At 37.6% G+C, this 17,947-nt stretch carries 13 protein-coding genes and 1 pseudogene; 2 read left to right on the forward strand and 12 right to left on the reverse strand.

The window, feature by feature from the left end; genetic code table 11:
• The first annotated feature begins 79 nt into the window (after positions 1–79).
• Together ACHZEU_RS12005 and ACHZEU_RS12010 are read left to right on the forward strand one after the other, a co-directional pair.
• Complete coding sequence (locus tag ACHZEU_RS12005) at positions 80–943, forward strand: CdaR family transcriptional regulator (RefSeq protein ID WP_279493727.1); 864 nt, start codon at positions 80–82, stop codon at positions 941–943.
• Positions 944–1,049: 106 nt separating this feature from the next.
• On the forward strand, positions 1,050–2,132 hold the full coding sequence (locus ACHZEU_RS12010; RefSeq protein WP_066038392.1) for an ABC transporter ATP-binding protein: 1,083 nt from the start codon (positions 1,050–1,052) through the stop codon (positions 2,130–2,132).
• A 183-nt stretch (positions 2,133–2,315) separates the two neighbouring features.
• On the opposite strand, the gene ACHZEU_RS12015 is transcribed toward ACHZEU_RS12010, so the two are convergent.
• From ACHZEU_RS12015 to ACHZEU_RS12070, 12 genes and pseudogenes are all read right to left on the reverse strand, one after another.
• Complete coding sequence (locus ACHZEU_RS12015) at positions 2,316–7,262, reverse strand: S-layer homology domain-containing protein (RefSeq protein ID WP_279493724.1); 4,947 nt, start codon at positions 7,260–7,262, stop codon at positions 2,316–2,318.
• 45 nt (positions 7,263–7,307) lie between these two features.
• Positions 7,308–7,832, reverse strand: a complete 525-nt coding sequence (locus ACHZEU_RS12020; RefSeq protein WP_066038390.1) for a phage tail protein — start codon at positions 7,830–7,832, stop codon at positions 7,308–7,310.
• A gap of 19 nt (positions 7,833–7,851) precedes the next feature.
• Positions 7,852–8,352 (reverse strand): phage tail protein, encoded by a 501-nt coding sequence (locus ACHZEU_RS12025; protein ID WP_066038389.1) that lies wholly within the window; start codon positions 8,350–8,352, stop codon positions 7,852–7,854.
• A 12-nt stretch (positions 8,353–8,364) separates the two neighbouring features.
• On the reverse strand, positions 8,365–8,871 hold the full coding sequence (locus tag ACHZEU_RS12030; RefSeq protein WP_048391873.1) for a phage tail protein: 507 nt from the start codon (positions 8,869–8,871) through the stop codon (positions 8,365–8,367).
• Positions 8,872–9,181: 310 nt separating this feature from the next.
• Complete coding sequence (locus tag ACHZEU_RS12035) at positions 9,182–10,069, reverse strand: MurR/RpiR family transcriptional regulator (protein WP_175400798.1); 888 nt, start codon at positions 10,067–10,069, stop codon at positions 9,182–9,184.
• Positions 10,070–10,120: 51 nt separating this feature from the next.
• A complete protein-coding gene (gene murQ, locus ACHZEU_RS12040; protein WP_048391877.1) occupies positions 10,121–11,026 on the reverse strand; it encodes an N-acetylmuramic acid 6-phosphate etherase in 906 nt (301 codons plus the stop codon).
• Between the two features lie 20 nt (positions 11,027–11,046).
• Positions 11,047–12,045, reverse strand: coding sequence for a BadF/BadG/BcrA/BcrD ATPase family protein (locus tag ACHZEU_RS12045; protein ID WP_333881150.1), 999 nt, complete (start codon positions 12,043–12,045; stop codon positions 11,047–11,049).
• Positions 12,032–12,859, reverse strand: coding sequence for a carbohydrate ABC transporter permease (locus ACHZEU_RS12050; protein WP_333881149.1), 828 nt, complete (start codon positions 12,857–12,859; stop codon positions 12,032–12,034). The genes ACHZEU_RS12045 and ACHZEU_RS12050 overlap by 14 nt, the downstream gene beginning before the upstream one ends.
• A 12-nt stretch (positions 12,860–12,871) precedes the next feature.
• Positions 12,872–13,819 carry a sugar ABC transporter permease gene (locus ACHZEU_RS12055; protein WP_333881148.1) on the reverse strand — a complete coding sequence of 316 codons (948 nt, stop codon included), beginning with the start codon at positions 13,817–13,819 and terminating at the stop codon, positions 12,872–12,874.
• 76 nt (positions 13,820–13,895) lie between these two features.
• A pseudogene (locus ACHZEU_RS12060) lies at positions 13,896–15,188 on the reverse strand (ABC transporter substrate-binding protein).
• 17 nt (positions 15,189–15,205) lie between these two features.
• Positions 15,206–16,225, reverse strand: coding sequence for a serine hydrolase (locus ACHZEU_RS12065; RefSeq protein WP_048391885.1), 1,020 nt, complete (start codon positions 16,223–16,225; stop codon positions 15,206–15,208).
• Between the two features lie 159 nt (positions 16,226–16,384).
• Positions 16,385–17,899, reverse strand: coding sequence for a DHA2 family efflux MFS transporter permease subunit (locus tag ACHZEU_RS12070; RefSeq protein WP_103117329.1), 1,515 nt, complete (start codon positions 17,897–17,899; stop codon positions 16,385–16,387).
• Between the last annotated feature and the right edge of the window lie 48 nt (positions 17,900–17,947).

Raw genomic sequence — 17,947 nt, forward strand, 5'->3', positions numbered from 1 at the left:
ATTAATACTATAAGCATTTCATCATATAATTATAGTAAATTGACCTTATTACATTCTATTTAAATAAGGAGTGGCATGCATGGATCTTCAAAAATTACAGAAACGTTTCCCATTATTAAGCCCCTTCTCAGGTAAAACTGATGGAAATTATGTATTTAATTTTGACAATCAGCTTTACGAAATTCCCATACACACAATGACACAAAATGAATATGAGCTATTGCGAATATTCTCAGGCCCCACTGTTTTATACGATAACTATGATATGATTTGGCTTGATTATTTTACAGATAAAACAGATATTGCTCCAACTAATCTTCCTATGCATCGTTTGTTATTTCTTCACTTTGATAAAGACTTTTCAACACCTACATTATTGCGTTCAGTCTTCGAAGCTTTACTTGGGAAGGATATTATACTGCTATCGCTTCAGCCACAATTATTTGTCATAATCGAATGTATCGACTACAATGAGGAGTTTTTAGATTTGACTCATTATGCTAATCCCATAATGGCAGACTTAGAGACTCATTTTAAAATTTTTGTTTCTGATATTATACACAACATCACCACAACCAAGGAACGATTTAACTGGTATGTTCACCTTCTACCATCCATTTGGACTTATACACCAAAGCATGTACTCACACAGCAAGAGCTTTTAGTGCCTTATATAACGCAGCATCTAGCCTATCAAGCGAAAGAAAGTTTTATCTCCTCTATCCTAAAAAGAGCCACTTCTCAGCCAGAATTACTCCATACAATTAAGAAATTGATTGAATGCGATGGAAACATTACATTAGCCTCTAAAAAAATGTATATGCACCGCAATACCTTACAAAATCGCTTAGAAAAATTTCAACAAATGACGCAAAAGGATATTCGGCAATTTTCCCATCGGCTAGAAGTTTATCTCGCAATTATTTTCTTAGAATCACTTTAAGACCAACTGCACAAATTATGCCTTCAACACTGTGCAAGCTTTCCATATCACTCTATTCTAAAGTCATTTACAATGAAAATATGACTAGTAAAGGGGTGCAGTATGTATGGCGGAATTACGGTTAGAGCATATCTATAAGATTTACGATAAAAATATCCAGGCCGTAACTGATTTTAATTTGCATATCCATGATAAAGAATTCATTGTGTTTGTAGGCCCTTCTGGCTGTGGTAAGACCACAACTTTACGTATGATTGCTGGCTTAGAGGATATATCAAAGGGAGAACTATACATTGACGATGTTTTCATGAATGATGTGGAATCAAAAGATCGTAGCATTGCAATGGTATTTCAAAGCTATGCTTTATATCCACATATGACAGTCTATGATAATATGGCATTTAGCTTAAAGCTACGAAAGGTTGATAAAAAGGAAATAGATCGTCGTGTTAAAGAAGCTGCTAAGATTTTAGGATTAGAGGATTATTTAAAAAGAAAACCAAAAGCTCTATCTGGTGGACAACGTCAGCGTGTAGCACTGGGAAGAGCAATTGTCAGAGATGCTAAGGTATTTTTAATGGATGAACCTCTTTCTAATTTGGATGCCAAATTACGTGTACAAATGCGAGCAGAAATCCAGAAGCTCCATCAACGAATTCAAACGACAACGATCTATGTCACACATGACCAAACAGAGGCTATGACGATGGCTACCCGTCTGGTAGTGATGAAGGATGGCCTTATACAACAAATTGGGACACCTAAAGAAGTATATAATACACCACTTAACATGTTTGTGGCAGGCTTTATTGGTTCACCATCCATGAACCTCTTCCACTGTCGTCTAACAGATACCGAGATCCTTTTAGGCGAGCAAAGCTTCCCTATCCCATCCATGCATTTACCATTGTTAAAGGAAAAAAATTATTTAGGGAAAGAGATTATTATGGGTATACGACCTGAGGATTTACAAATGACAGATGTTATTTCCCCTTACACTTTCACTGCAACGATTGATGTTGCAGAATTACTAGGAGCAGAAACTTATCTCTATTGTTCTTTAGTAAATCAGAATTTTATTGCTCGAGTACAGGCTGATAACAATTTTCATCCATCCGACAAGGTTTTCCTATTTATGAAAGAAGAAAAGATCCATTTCTTTGATCCTCAAACAGAAGAACGTCTTTAAAGCATGCATGCTTCGAATCCATGAGTTCGGGAAGAGAAAGCCAGCTGTATATACCATTGATGGCAATCGAATTTATATTCAAACTTCTACATCTGGTAATTTAAATAAGAAATTAATTGATTTCTTCAAACGAATTAAAAGCACGCTAGGCATTATCCACCTAGCGTGCTTATTCTATTAATCTTATTTTGCCGCGGCTTGAATCTCAAAGTAAGCCCAATGCTCTTTAGGTATATCCTTGAAGATTTGTTCTGTGTCCTCAGTTGGTATTGGACGATTAAAGATTCGATTCAGTACCTTTACTGCCTGTGCACGTGTTAGTTTTTCTTCAGGTCTAAATTCACCATTGCCTGAGCCAACCATTATACCTATCGCACTTATGCGATTGATTTCTTTTGCTGCCCAATGTGTGACCGCCACATCACGATATGTTTCTCCACTTGTATTTATTTCGCAATACGAGGTATCTGTAGCCCCTTCTACACATTGTTTATCAATCCATCTCACAGCAATAACCGCCATTTGGGCTCTAGTAATCATTTCATTCGGCCCGAATGAACGATCATGACGTCCTTGCATAATTCCTTCTGTACGAATATATTCAATATCGTTTTTTGCCCATGAAGTAGCTGTATCTGCATAAAATAGGTTAGACGCTTCTGGTACATGATTGTCACTTAGGTTTCTTGCCAACATTGCTGCCATTTGGGCACGAGTGACATTTACATTCGGACGGAAAGTGCCATCTGTATAGCCGTGAATATAGGAAGCAAATGTGCTGTCTACCTCTATTGGTTCTTTCTCTGGTGGCACTTCTTCCTGCGCTTGTTCTACATAAAGTAGAGAAAATGTAGAAAAGTGCTCTACATCAAAGACTATACCTGTTTGCCCTCTCGTAAATTCTGCAAAACGCCCACGTATTATTTCAACTGTTCCATTACTATGCTCTACATAGACCATCATATCTTCTCGTTGAGCTGATGTGAGATTCGCTGGTAATGGTAGTAGCAATGTTACTTGACGGTTTTGTAGATTTGTGTCGATAGATATTGGCTGACCAACGAGTTTTACATTAGCGCCATTACCCTGTTGTAAAACTATTTCAGCTTGTTTAGCCTGATCCTCAATAGCTTTTTGCCGCAATGCATCCTTAATCGGTACAATTCGGAAGTAAATGTCTTCATTGAAATCATTCATTGAAGTAAAAGGAACATCTATTTTGACCATTCCCATAGCTATACTAAAATGTGATTTACCCTCTATTAATCGCTTAGCAGCATCTCTATCAAGTATCACCTTTGTTTCACTTGCTGGAGGTTCCATATTAGGGATCACAAGTCGAGATCTTTTATCTTCCTTATTCCCTAATATCCGAAGAAACTCGTTTGCATTTGCAACTGTAAAGTTTACTGTATCTTGAAAGCTACCGTTACTCAATACACGTGTTAACACGGTTTGGAGGAGCACATCATCTGGCATACTTTGATCTACAACATTTATCTTTAGCTGATTACTTGGTGCAACAGGATCAGGTGTTGGTGTAGGACTAGGCGTTGATGATCCTCCATCTCCTGGTACATTGTTTTTAGACCACAAAGCATACAATATCAAATTCCCTTTCCCCATTTGAATCGTTTGCCCAATTTTATAAGTAACACCTTTTCCATCAGCCTTCGTATTCCATCCTACAAATGTATAGCCTGCTTTCATTAAATTACCCGTATTGCCTAGTACTGTAATAGTGTCCTGGTTTTTATACTGCTTTGAATCTGTTGGTACTATCCCCCCATCAGACCCGTTACTGTCATACGTAACCGTATATGTTTGCAGTGCACTAGTCGTAAAATTCCAGGAAGTATTATTAGTAATACCTTTATACGCATTACCTGCTACATCAGTAAATGCACCTGCGTCAATTTGAATGCTGTAAGTGGTGTTATGGGCTAAATCCAATGTAGGATTTACTGTCACAGTTTCATTAGTGATAGAAACATTTGCTTGTGTAACAGCAATTGTTTCGACAATTTGGTTATCTGTAGCATTTCTTATGACAATATTTTTACTAGTTACAGGTAAGATCTTTTCATCAAATGTTAATACAAGATTATCTACAGGCTGTACATTAATTGCCTGATGCGCTGGGAAATAGGTTGTTATTTCAGGAGAAATTTTATCAAATATCACAATTGTCCCTGATGAAATCTCTGTTACCTGTAAGCCCTCATTCCCTGCTATATCTTGAAAATCAATTGTAAAACTGATAGGTCCATCTGAGTCTATGGACTTTAACGTATAGCTTGCTTGCCATGTTTTAGCATCCCCATCACCTTTATCATTGACATTTGCTGTTTGTCCTAGGATTGATACATTCGGTGATTGAATGTCCTCACTTGTCTCAAAGTCTATTGTGATTACATCGTCTACCTTAGCAACTGTTGGGTTAGCATTATTTGAAGCCATTGTCACCTTTTTTACTGTTGGCTTTACGCTATCGACAATGACATAGCTTCCATCAGTTACGTCCGTTACCTCTATTGCCGAATTACCTAACAGATCTTTAAAGTTAATTGTAAAAGGTGCTGTTCCCTCTAAATCACCATTATCTATAACATATGTTGCCTGCCAGTTTGTGGATGCTCCTGTTACAATAGCAGCTTTCCCCGAAATGGTAATTATAGGTGCTTGTATATTTTTATCTGTTTTCATTGTTAAGGTGATCGTATCTCCTACCTTAGCCTTTGTAGGATCCAGATTATTCGATTTGATCTCTACCTCTACAGCTTTTGGCAGAGCTTTATCAATCACAAATGTAATGGTTGTGGTATTCCCTGCACTATCTGTTGCTACCAAAGTATAATTTCCAGATGTACTTACTGTGGTTCCACTTGAAAAGGTTGCTCCATTCAGGGTAGCAGTTCCTTCATTAAAACTAATCGTTACATCAGTGTTATAAACACCGTTATTTGTAACCCCTGTTATGACTGGTGGAGTTGTATCTAGAACAATTGTATCTGAGAATGTATTTGATATATTGCCAGCAGTATCCCTTAGTTGCATATAAACTGTTTTACTACCTTCTCCATGGGATAAAGTCCAACTTTTCGTAGATATTTTTGACTCCCAACTGGACCAAGTAATACCATCATTCGAAAAGCGCATTTCTATCGCTTCTCCTTCTAAATCTGTTGCCGTCAAATTTAAGGTAACATTTATAGAACTTGTCGAGATTTGTCCACCGTTAACAATGATGGAACCTGATGGTGCATGATTTTTAGTAATCTGGATTGTAAACTCCTTATCCAACGTATTACCAGCCTCATCAGTTACTCTTATCGTAATCTTATAACTATTTTTCGTATCGAATTCAAACATTGCCTTTGTCTTTAATACATTCCCATCAATCGTAAAGAAGCTTGTATCTCCAGACTGTAATGAATACGTGAATGTTTGTGAGCTTCCTGTATCCACTGCCGCCAATGTTCCAACTGTTGTACCAATGGGTTTCTTTTCTTGTACAGTAGTATTATTGAGCTCAATATCAGTAGGTGGTGTACTATCATAGAATATTTGTAATTCATTTGATGCTTTATTCAATGCACCTCCACTATTTGCAACTACCTTTTCAGGAATTTTGATTTTCACAGCTCCATCAGCAATAGGTGATATAAGAGCTGTATATGTGGTACCACTCCCTGACAGAATTGCCACATTTCCATTTGTAACTTCGATATCCCCAATCATAAAGCCTGTCACTGACTCACTGAATACCAAAGTTATAAGAATTGAATTGCTATTTGTTGGACTAGAATCATTTGGTATAATTATCACTGCTGGACGTGCATTGACGACTAGCTCCATTGTATAGTCAGTACTAAAATCGATACCATCACTTACCTTAAATGTAAAAGATGAAGATGTGCCATTTTCCGTAATATATCTTAAATTACCTGCATCTAAATTAGCCTTACTAATTGTCATACCATTTGTAATAGCTTCCCCACCATCAAATTGCTGATTATTGTTGTTATCAAGAAAGAGCTGTCCGCTATTTGGGATAGTAGAGATTTGAATCTGTTGCAAAGTATCTCCAGCATCTTCATCTGAAAAAGCAAAAGAAGTACTAGTAAATGTATACACTTGACCCTCGTTTACATCTATGCTTCCATTACTGGATGTCGGTGGTTTATTTAAGGCAAGGGTTGTTACCTCCTGCATTAAATATGCACTCTTATTGCCATTGGTATCTTTGACAATGATATTAAAATAATAGGTAGTATTGGCAGCAAGACCTGTAACATTAAAGGAGTTACTATCTTTGGTATAACCGCCTAACGGTGTCCCATTCAATTCTATGGTACTAACCGTATCAATATTGTTACTACTAGATTGATAGACTTGATATTCTAAATCCTCTTGAGCTGTTATATCATCAGATGCTTTAGCCCAGTCCAACTGTACGCCTGAGGTAGTAATATTTGAAGAAGTTATAGCACCATTTGTAATTGTTGGTGGACTATTATTTGGGATATCAATCGTAAATTGGGTAAACGTTAAATCCCATAGTCCCGCCTGTACAGTAGGTATAAAATTTACACTCGCAGTAATGACAAATGAGTTGATTCCTTCTATATTAATAGGAATATCATAAATAGGCTCATGATTTGCAATTGTCTTAAAAATTACAGGATTTCCTTTTGGGTTTCCTGCCCCATCATACCCTTGAATTGTTATGGATAATGCATCGTTTTCAGGATGTTTATTAATCGTATTAATTTTTAATGATTTTAAATCGAAGATCCCACCTGCAAAGCTTTCCCCAGCAGAAATTCTAATTGATTTTGGTGGTGAATATTCATCTGCATCAAAATAATAACCAGCTGGAAATTGTGATCCATTGCTATATGTGAATAAATTAATACCATTATCACCAGGAATACCGCTTACTACAAAGCCATTATTTGTGTCATCTTTCCACGAAGCTTGAGTTAAATCCTGTATACAACTTGGAAAATCTGGCGAATCGCAAGCAGCCGCCTCCACCTTTAAAGGTGAAACGAACCCTAATCCCATCAATTGACTATAAGCGACCAACACCAAACACAGGGTTATGGTTAATATCTTTTTTCCCATTCTATATTCTCCTTCTTGGTTTCACACCCTTCATTTAATGAATCGTTAACTCTTAGGAGGCCATTCCCCATATAAACAAATAATAAAGTTCAGTCCTAAATATGGCTGCATATTGTTATGTGGTTGACTTCCTCCAACAGCATTAACCGTCATTAGATTCATTTGTTTATTTACTTGTGACGTATAAACTGGGACAGTTCCTTTCCCTTGCTGATCTGTCCATATTGCACCCGTTGGATCATTATTAGTGGTTTGAAGATTGTTACAATTTGCTAGATGATTATGACTAGGCATCTCATTTTCCAACAGCGTTACAGAGGGGGCACCACCACTACTCCCTATAATTCTAGGCGTTAAACCTACACCTGTTCCTTGATGAATAGCTGCTCTACCATTTAAATTTGGTAATGCAAAGGTTGTTTTACCATCTCCTCCATATCTGTTACCCAAAATAGCATATAATGCACTATTCGAGGCAATGTTTATTATCTGACCATCACACAAAGCCCAGTCTTTTGGTGCAAAATTACCGCCAAATATTCTAATTTCTCCAATATATGCTTCTGACACTTTGCCCACCTCCTTTTTTCTAATTTCTTGATGGATAAATTCCTACTAAAGCTATGCAGTAATTAGCGACACTGTATGGCTGCATATTTTGATGTGACTGCGAATTTCCTGATGTTGACAATGCTTGCATGTTCATAATAGTATTTGGTTGATTGACAGAATAAATATTATTAGCAGATGTACCCCATACATTTCCAGTAGCCACTTTCAACGTAGCACTTTCTGAACTACCATTAACAATATGTGTATGAGTTGGCATCTCATTAATTGTTAATACATGTACCTCTTCTCCTGCTTTTTGTCCACGTGTGATACTACTGCTTACATGAACTGGGACTCTTCCCCTTAAGTCAGGTAATGCAAATGTCGTAGAGCCATTACCACCATAAGTTGCTCCTAAAATTGAATACAGCGCTTGGTTTGTATTAATTTGTAATATTTGTCCATCACATCGCGCCCATCCGCTTGGAACTGTCCCAAAGCTAAATAATCGTATTTCACCTACATATTGTTCACTCATCCTTCATACCTCCTATTCTGTTGGATACATACCGTAAAGAGCAATAATGTAACTAATTGTTAAAAACGGCATTACATTGTTATGAGAAGCGTTTCCTCCCACACTTGAAACAATGGCGGCATTCATTGTGCCATTTGGTGGTTGTGTCGAATATTGTATATTTTTTGCCCAAACAGCATTTTCTGGACTAGGGGTTGTGCCATCAAGAGAAGAAGCTTTTACCTGATGTGTATGTGCAGGAAGCTGTGAAGAGATTAAAGTGACGGTTTCCGCCCCTCCCATTTGACCATTGACAAAGGTAGTACCAGTAGTTGGATTCTGTCCTTGATGTACTACAACCCTGCCTTGAAAATTTGGTAATGCAAAGGTTGATTGACCATCTCCTCCGTAGGTTGTGCCAATCAAAGAAAAAAGTATTTCATTTTCGGAAATAGATAATAGTTGACCATTACAAAGAGCCCAGCCGTCTGGGGCATAATCACCAGCAAATAACCGAATTTCTCCGACATATTGTTCCATTCTTAAAACCTCCTTACAAAATATTGCTTTACCTAGCACATTACAATAACAAGGTTAAAATTAGGTTAAAAAATATGTTTTTTCCAAAATGGACTAACTCACCAACCATTTAATCCAAAATATCAATACAATATTGTTGCTTATAAGAAAGAGTTAAAAGAAAAAAGTGGGTAATGATATTACATCTATAAAAATATTAAACTAAATACCTAAAACCAGAATTCGTTTTTATTTCCGAGAATAAAAATGTCAAAAGCTATCGAGAGAAAACTTCTCGATAGCTTTTGTCTACAGTCTGAACATACTAACACTAATATGTTTTTATTTTATTTTTTCTTTTAGCCACTTTTTTATGCAACCCCTGAATAACAGAACGTGTTTCATCTAAATAATCCACTGTCTGCTCATAGGCACTCGTCACTATCCCCATAAATAAAATATCAATGACAAGTAACTGCGCTAGACGTGAGGAAGTGGCACCACTTCTAAAAGTTGCTTCAACATTGGGAGAGATATATAAACAAATGTCTGCTAGGCTAGACACTAGTGAACTACCATAGCGCGTTAAACTGATTGTAGTGGCTGGTGTTTGGCTAGCTATTTCAAGGATTTTAGCCACTTCATGCGTTTCTCCGGAGAAGGAGATACCTACTACCACATCCCCCTTCTGTGTATTGACAACGGCTGTAGCTCCTAAATGCAAATCCACAAATGCCCTACTATTTTTATTGATTCGTAAAAATTTTTGATCTGCATCCATTGCTGCTATACCTGATGCACCCACTCCAAAAAATATAATTTTATCAGCTTGTGATAAAGCCGTTATTGCACGCTCTAATTCAGCAATATTTATTAAATTAGCTGTTTGTGTCAAAATTTCACTACTTTGCGTCGTTACCTTCTCTACAATCGATGGCAGCGCTTCATTCGCCTCAATATCTCGATCTTCAACTTTAGCATGTTGTAAATCACCAGCAATGCGCAATTTCAGCTCTTGAACACCACTAATATTTAACGATTTACACAGCCGAATAACTGCGGCACTACTTGTTTGACTAGCCTCTCCTAGTTCAACCGCTGTCATTTTTATAGCCTGTGTAGGATGTGCTAATATATAGCTTGCCACCTTTTTTTCGGAGAGTGGAAGCTTTTCGCACATTTCAGCAAGCATAATTAAACCCGCATTTATTTTTTCCATTTTTCCAGCTCCATCTCTAGATAAAAGGAAGTTATCCATGTACCTCCTTCATCAATATTTCTTTAGAGACACCGCTCTCCGCACATGCCCTTCTGATTGAGCAAGTAATTCCGTCGCCTCTTCAATCGTTGTATTCGTCAGTAGCACCACAATCGCGAGCTTTACTTGATAATTGTTTTGCTCCAGAACACTTTCAGCCTGATTATAAGAAACTCCCGTTACCTCACAGACGATTTGTTTGGCTCTCTCTCGCAATTTAAAATTACTAGCATGAACGTCCACCATTAAATTTTTATAGACCTTTCCAAGCTTAATCATGGTTGTCGTTGTAATCATATTTAATATTTGTTTATGAGCTGTTGCAGCCTTTAGTCTTGTAGAACCTGTTAAAATTTCTGGTCCTGTAATCACCTCTATTGCAATATCTGCATGCTTACTAATAATAGAATGAGCGTTGCTCACTAAGCTGATTGTTTTTGCCCCTAGTTGTTGAGCATAATTTAATGCTCCTTTGACAAAAGGCGTTCGACCGCTTGCTGCAATCCCTATCACTACATCTCGGTTTGTTAGCTGTTGTTTCTGTAGTTCAACCTCTCCTAATGAAAGATCATCTTCTGCACCTTCTATGGCAATCATTACTGCATCTGCTCCTCCAGCCAATATTGCCTGCACAAGCTTTGGTGATGTACTAAATGTAGGTGGACATTCTACGGCATCTAGCAAACCAATTCGCCCACTTGTCCCTGCACCAACATAAAATAATCTACCGCCATTCTTTAGTGCATCCACAACAGCTGTGACAGCCTGCTCGATTTCAGGTAAAACCTTTGCTATGGCTAATGGTACTTTTTTATCCTCTTCATTCATCAGCTTTACAATTTCAATAGTGGACATTAAATCTAGATTTGTCGTATCTGGATGATAGCCTTCAGTCGTCAGTTTTGTCATTCGTTCCATTGAAATCAAATCCCTCCACACTATTTTTCATGGATACTCATCCAAGTTCCTTTTACCTTTCGTTGTAAAGCCTCTGTGATTGGAATTCCTTCACTGAGAAGTCCATTAACGAAAGCTCCTATAACAGGTGGCACCTCTGGTTGTATTAGTCGATTAGGTATTTTAGCAAGCTGTAATTTTTCTCGAAAGCATTGAACAAAATAAAAATTTTCGAATAAACCTCCACATAGGACAATAGAGTCACCTTTTAGCTGAGGCTCTTTTTTCAACATTATTTGGATGAAATGAGTTAAATGATGAGCAGCGTGTTCAATAATTTTTTGTGCCCTATCATTATTTTGTTCTGCTAAACGCAACACCACACGAGCTACGGAGGCTATGAGTACACGTGGCTGTGGATGCTCATAAACATGCGTAATAATTTCAGTAGGATTCTTTAATGCTAGCTGCTCCATAATAGTCGCTGTAAACAGATCCTCATTCACGCCAATAGCATCATAATGTCGCGTAATCAATCGCAATGCCTCTTGCCCAATATAGTAGCCACTGCCCTCATCTCCTAATAAATAACCCCATCCTCCAACACGACTAACTTGGTTATTTTTTCCAACTGCATATACGATGGAACCCGTTCCTGCTATCACAACAAGCCCTTGCTGTGTAAATGTGCCGCTAGTAAGTGCCGCTACCGCATCATTGGTGATGGTTATCTTACAGGAGCTAGCAGGGAAAAGGAAGCTAATCCATTGCTCCCAGCGTTCTTTATCTAACAGGCGATCGCCCCCTGCCACACATAAGAACACCGCAGCAATATCATTATTTGTTGCATCTATCTTTTGTAGTAACGTGGCAAGGAGCTTGATAATATGTAGCCTWACCTCGTCAGGTGGCGTTGATTTTATATTCGTTCCAGCTCCTTCAACAAAAGCCAGCACTTCCCCTTTTCTTGTCCCAATCACTGCACGAGTTCTCGTCCCACCACCATCGACCCCAATAATGTATTGCCTATTTAATGGCACCAGCCGTCAGCCCCTCCATAAATTGCTTTGAGGCAATAAAGAATAATAGGATCATTGGTAATGAAGCTAATGTTAAACCTGCAAAAAGAGAGCCCCAATCTGCCGAATGCTCACCAAAAAGTGACATCATTCCAACAGGTATCGTCCGTTTCATTTTTTCTGTAATAAAAATAAGTGGGAAGAAGAAATCATTCCATGAAGCAATAAAATTTATAATAACCACTGTTCCAAGGGCAGGTCTCATTAACGGTATCATTACATGCCAAAGAACTCTTAAGTTCCCCGCCCCATCTATACGGGCTGCTTCCTCTAATTCATAAGGCATTGTTTTAAAAAAGCCAGTTAAGATCAGCATGGATAATGGAATACCTGTCGCCATGTTCATCAAAATTAAAGACCATAAGGAATTTATCAGTCCTAAATCACGCATTAATATAAAGAGCGGGACAATCCCCAATTTTATAGGAATCATCATGCCTAATAAAAAAATAAAGAACAATGCATGATTCCAAGAAAATTTAAAGCGAGCAATATAAAATGCAGCCAGTGAACAAACAACCACTATTAGTATCACAGATACAATACTGACAATTAGACTGTTTAGAAAGTATGTGGTAAATGGAATTTTTGCTAATAATGTACGATAAGTATCTAAGCTAAAGCTAGTCGGTAAACCCAATGGATTTTTATAGATATCCACGCTCTTTTTAAATGAAGATAAAATCATTAACAAAATTGGATATAAACTAATGGTCGCCACCGTAAACACCACAAGATAATAAAATGGTCGAACCCAAATAGCGCCTTGCTTCACTATAATCACCCCTTACATTTGAACATTCTTTTTATTGGCAAAGCGTAAAAATAGCGTGGTACAAACTAATATAAATAAGAATAGTACTGTAGCTAACGCCGAACCCAACCCAATAGCTGTTGCCCCAGAAGCGGTAGAGCTACCAAATGCTAAACGATAGAAAAACACAGCTAACGTATCTGTAGAATAGTACGGCTCTCCCATGGAGCCCTGCATTGCATATACTAATTCAAATGCTTCAAATGACTGGATAAATGTTAAAATGCCCATGATCATAATTGATGGCACCATTAAAGGCAAGTAAATCGTACGCAATAAAGTAAAACCCTTAGCGCCATCTAACTTTGCAGCTTCGACTAACTCACTTGGGATCCCTTGAAAGCCAGCAAGAAAAATTAAGACACCAAAACCTAATCCAAACCAACAATTGACTAAAATAATGGCGATTAACGCCGTGTTGGGATCACCAAGCCAAGCCTTTTGTAAAGTTTCAAGACCTAATTTCTCCAAAATGACATTTAAAGTACCAAAATTTGGATTTAGAATGAGCTTCCATAAGAAACCTACAACAATCACTGATAATAATCGCGGTAGAAAGAAAGCAGCCTTAAAAAACTCTGCACCTTTAATTTTTTGATAAATAATAAAGGCAAGAAAGAAGGCTAATCCATTCATAACAATCATTTGCACAACAAAATAGAGGACATTATGTTTAAAGGCATTCCAAAACATGGAGCCATAGGGTTCTGTCGTAAAAAGCGTCACAAAATTTTGGAAACCGATAAAATCACCACGAGCCATCCCTTTCCATTCAAAAAGACTATAGGATAATGCCGCTATTATCGGATAAAGCACAAACAACCCATAGATTATTAGTGCAGGAATAGGGAAAAGATGGATAGTCCACCTTACTCTCGATTTCCTCCTTCTTACTGATGGAGCTGTATATTCTCTTATCATGAGCAGCCTCCTTTTAAACAACAAGACCCCTAAACTCCTTATAGCACTTCAGGGGTCTACTGACTTGATGCTTTCATTATTTTTGAAATGGCGTAAACCAAGCTTTAGCGTTTTCCTGTACTTTTGTGGCAACCTCTTCAGGCGTTACTTGACCTAAATACATGCCTTGTAGCTCACTTTCAAGCAAGCTCTTTGTTGTTGGGTCCCCACCAGTAAAATTAGTTACCCACATATATGGCGTTGCTTCATTTGCAGTCGAATGACTAATAGCGTTTAACAATGCATCGTCAGAGGTAATACCTGGAATAGCGCTGATCATAGAAAACTCTTTTACAAACAAATCGCCAAACTCCTTAGTTGTTAAAAATTCTAAAAATTCTTTAGCTGCTTCTTTATTTTTCGAATTAGCATTGATCGCAAATGAGCCATCTACCCAAGTCGTCACTGTTGTATTACTCTCTTTAGATGGAATAGGAAAATAACCTAAATCTAAATCTGGATTCATTTCTAATACAACAGGAATTTCCCAGCTACCTAACGGAAACATTGCCGCGTCTTCTAGTGCAAACAAAGTACGGATATCATCCATTCCTAAGCCTTCTGAATTGACAGGAAAATACTTTTTCAAGTCATTCATTACTTGAATGGATTCAATAAACTTCGGATCTGTAAAATCCTTTTCTCCTGCGAGCACTGCTTGGTAAAAGTCATTGCCCTCATAAACAGCCGGACCGACAATACCGTGTAGCAACGATAATAGCCAGCCTTCTTTTGTACCCATTGCAATTGGTGTAATACCCTTTTCTAATAATTGGTCATTTAATGCTATGAATTCATCCCATGTAGTAGGAATTTCAAGATTATTATCTTTAAAAATCTTCTTATTATAGAAAAATTGTGTAGAGCTTAAGTTAATTGGTACACCGTATTGATTCCCTTGGTCATCACGAGAAGCCTGTAATGCTTCTTCAGGAAATACATTCAATCCATTTAAACCGTTTATTTTCTCAACATAACCTGCCTCCGCAAGCTTCAATCCAGCTGCATAAGGACGTAAGTGAAAAATATCTGGACCCTCTCCAGCCTGTAATGCCGTATTGAGGACTGTATTATATTCAGTATTTTTAGTTGGGTTAAATGAAACATGTATTTCAGGATGTTGTTCATTGAATAAAGCAATCACTTTTTCATACTTGGCAACATCTTCTGTGCGCCRRMKYYSTRTWKWWRRYSMARCCTCTTCAGTTTTCGATTTCTCTTCATTATCAGGTGTTGTTGAGGTCGTTATTTTCTCGTTCGTGTTACAGCCTACTAAACCCACAACGAGTAATAAAAGAAGCAACAATAACCATTTACTCTTTTGTCTCATACCAGCAGATCCACCCTTCATATCAGTAATTTTTCATAAATCATCGTATGAAGCTTCTCTCTAATCCTTCCCATGTTTGTATTTCTCCCATAATGCACAGCATTCGTTAGTAAAATGACAAATGCCTTTTTTACAGGGTCCATCCAAATACTCGTGCCTGTAAATCCTGTATGACCAAATGAGCCCTTGCTCCACCTCCTACCAAAACAAAATGATGCTTCATCTCCTCCCCATACTTCAAACCCAAGTCCCCTCGTTTTAAAAGTTTTCGTATAGGCAAGCTCTAACCATTCATATGGAATTACACTTTGTTGCTTGATCCCTAACCAAATTTCCGCATACTTTGCTAAATCCTCTACACATGAAAATAAACCTGCACTACCAGCAATACCATCTAGTAATAAAGCTTTCTCATCATGGACTATTCCCTGTACAAATTGACCTGCCACCATTTCTGTAGATGCTGCAAGCCTTCTTGTATGCACAGGCAGTTGAAAACATGTATGATGCATGCCCCATGGCTTAAAAACCTCTTGCTCTACAAAACTTTTTAATGAAATGCCAGTAACTTCCTCAATCACCTTTCCTATAATAATCATACCTAAATCACTATATTGCACTTGTTCATTTGGCTGCCATACTACATCACTTGCCAGTACCTCCTGCAGGATGTCACGCTTATGATGTCTTTTAACTACAGGTGTTAAATCTGCTGGCAATCCTGAGCAATGCTGCAATAAATGCTGGATTGTAATAAGAGGATAATTAAAATCAGGCAAATAGGTTTGGACTGGATCTGTTATATAAACTTGATTTCGACTCATCAGGAGTAAAATAGCTGGGAGTGTTGCGACAACTTTTGTTAAGGAGGCTAAATCAAACAACGTATTACTTAAAATAGCTTGCTCGCTGCCGTCCTCAGCAGTATAGGCTCCATAATTGCATGAAAATAGCCTTCTTTCTTGCTGCTGAACAATTAATACAGCACCTGGAATTTTCTGTTCTTTCACTAAGCCAGTTATATATGCATCTACCAAGGAAGCACCCCACTATTAAATATCTAAATTTTCTGTAAATTAGTATTATCATATAAAATAAAATGATGAAAAATAACACCAATCCTAAAATTTTTTTTCATGTGTACTCAATAAAAAAAGCCCTAGCCAGTAAATATTTACTGGCTAGGGCTACTTTGATTATTTAGTTGGTTTTTTTAAATCCATTGACGCTGCTGCGCTTTCAACTTTTACGCGTTTCAAGAAGAATGCAAGTACCACTGCAATCACTGTTATACCAGCTGCAATTAAGAAGGAATGCGTAATACCATCTAATAAGGCGGTTTGCATAATCTGATCTTGCATTTGTTGCATTTGCTCTGCTGTAGGCGTTGCTCCTGATTGTGCAGCATTCGCTTTGGCTTCTGCAATTAATTCTTCCGCTTTAACTTTTGTACGATTATTCATAAATGTTACAAGGATCGCACTACCGATTGCTCCTGATACCTGCTGTAATGTATTGTTAATCGCTGTACCATGTGGATTCATCATTTGCGGTAGTTGATTTAAACCGTTTGTCATAATAGGCATCATGACCATCGACATACCGAACATACGAATTGTATACATCGATACGATATATGTGTAGCTTGAATCAATTTCTAACTTTGTTAAACCGAAAGTTGCGATTGTTGTAATCGTTAATCCAATAATGGCTAACACACGTGGACCAAATTTATCGAAAAGCTTACCAGTGATTGGTGACATAATCCCCATGACAAGTGCTCCTGGAAGCATCATTAAGCCTGCTTCAAATGGTTCGATACCACGGATAGACTGTACATATGCTGGTGTTAAAATCATCCCTGAGAACATTGCCATAGAGACAATAACTGAGATAACAGACCCTAAAGCAAACATTGGATATTTATAGATACGTAGTTCCAGTAATGGCTCATCCATTTTCAGCTGTTTAACAACGAAAATAATTAAAGCGATGAAGCCAATTGTTATTGTGCCATATACCCATGGACTTGACCAACCTTTATCTCCTGCTGTACTAAAGCCGTATAAAATACCACCAAATGCAACTGTTGATAAAAGTACTGAAAGGAAATCTAAGTGAACTTCACGTGTCTCCATCACGTTTCTTAATTTCCAAACACCAAATAATAAACTAATTAAAGCAAATGGAATAATCATTTGGAAAAGCATACGCCAATCATGATGTTCCACAATATACCCTGATAATGTAGGACCAATTGCTGGCGCCATAATCATAACTAAACCAAAGATCCCCATTGCTGCCCCACGCTTTTCTTTCGGGAAGCTTGTTAGCATAACGTTCATTAAAAGTGGTGACATACTAGAAGCTCCGGCTGCTTGCACCATACGACCTGCTAGCAGCACGCCAAAATTAGGAGCGAAACCTGCCATAATTGTACCAATTGTAAAGATAGACATCGCTGTAATAAATAAATGTCTATTTTTAAAGCGTGTCACAAAGAATGCTGAAGCAGGCACTAAAATACCGCTCACAAGCATATACCCTGTTGCTAACCATTGTACTTTTGAATAGGTGATCCCAAAATCTTTCATGATTGTTGGTAATGCCACATTCAACAATGTGTTATTTAGAAAAGCAACAAAAGCACCCACAAATAGAATAGCTATCATGCCATAAGGGGGCTTTTTCATTGTTTGCTCACTATTCATTTATATCCCTCAATTCTTTCTTGTGTTTTACGATAAAACTTATTTTAT

Source organism: Lysinibacillus sp. S1 (assembly GCF_044986265.1).
Classification (GTDB): Bacteria; Bacillota; Bacilli; order Bacillales_A; family Planococcaceae; genus Lysinibacillus; species Lysinibacillus capsici.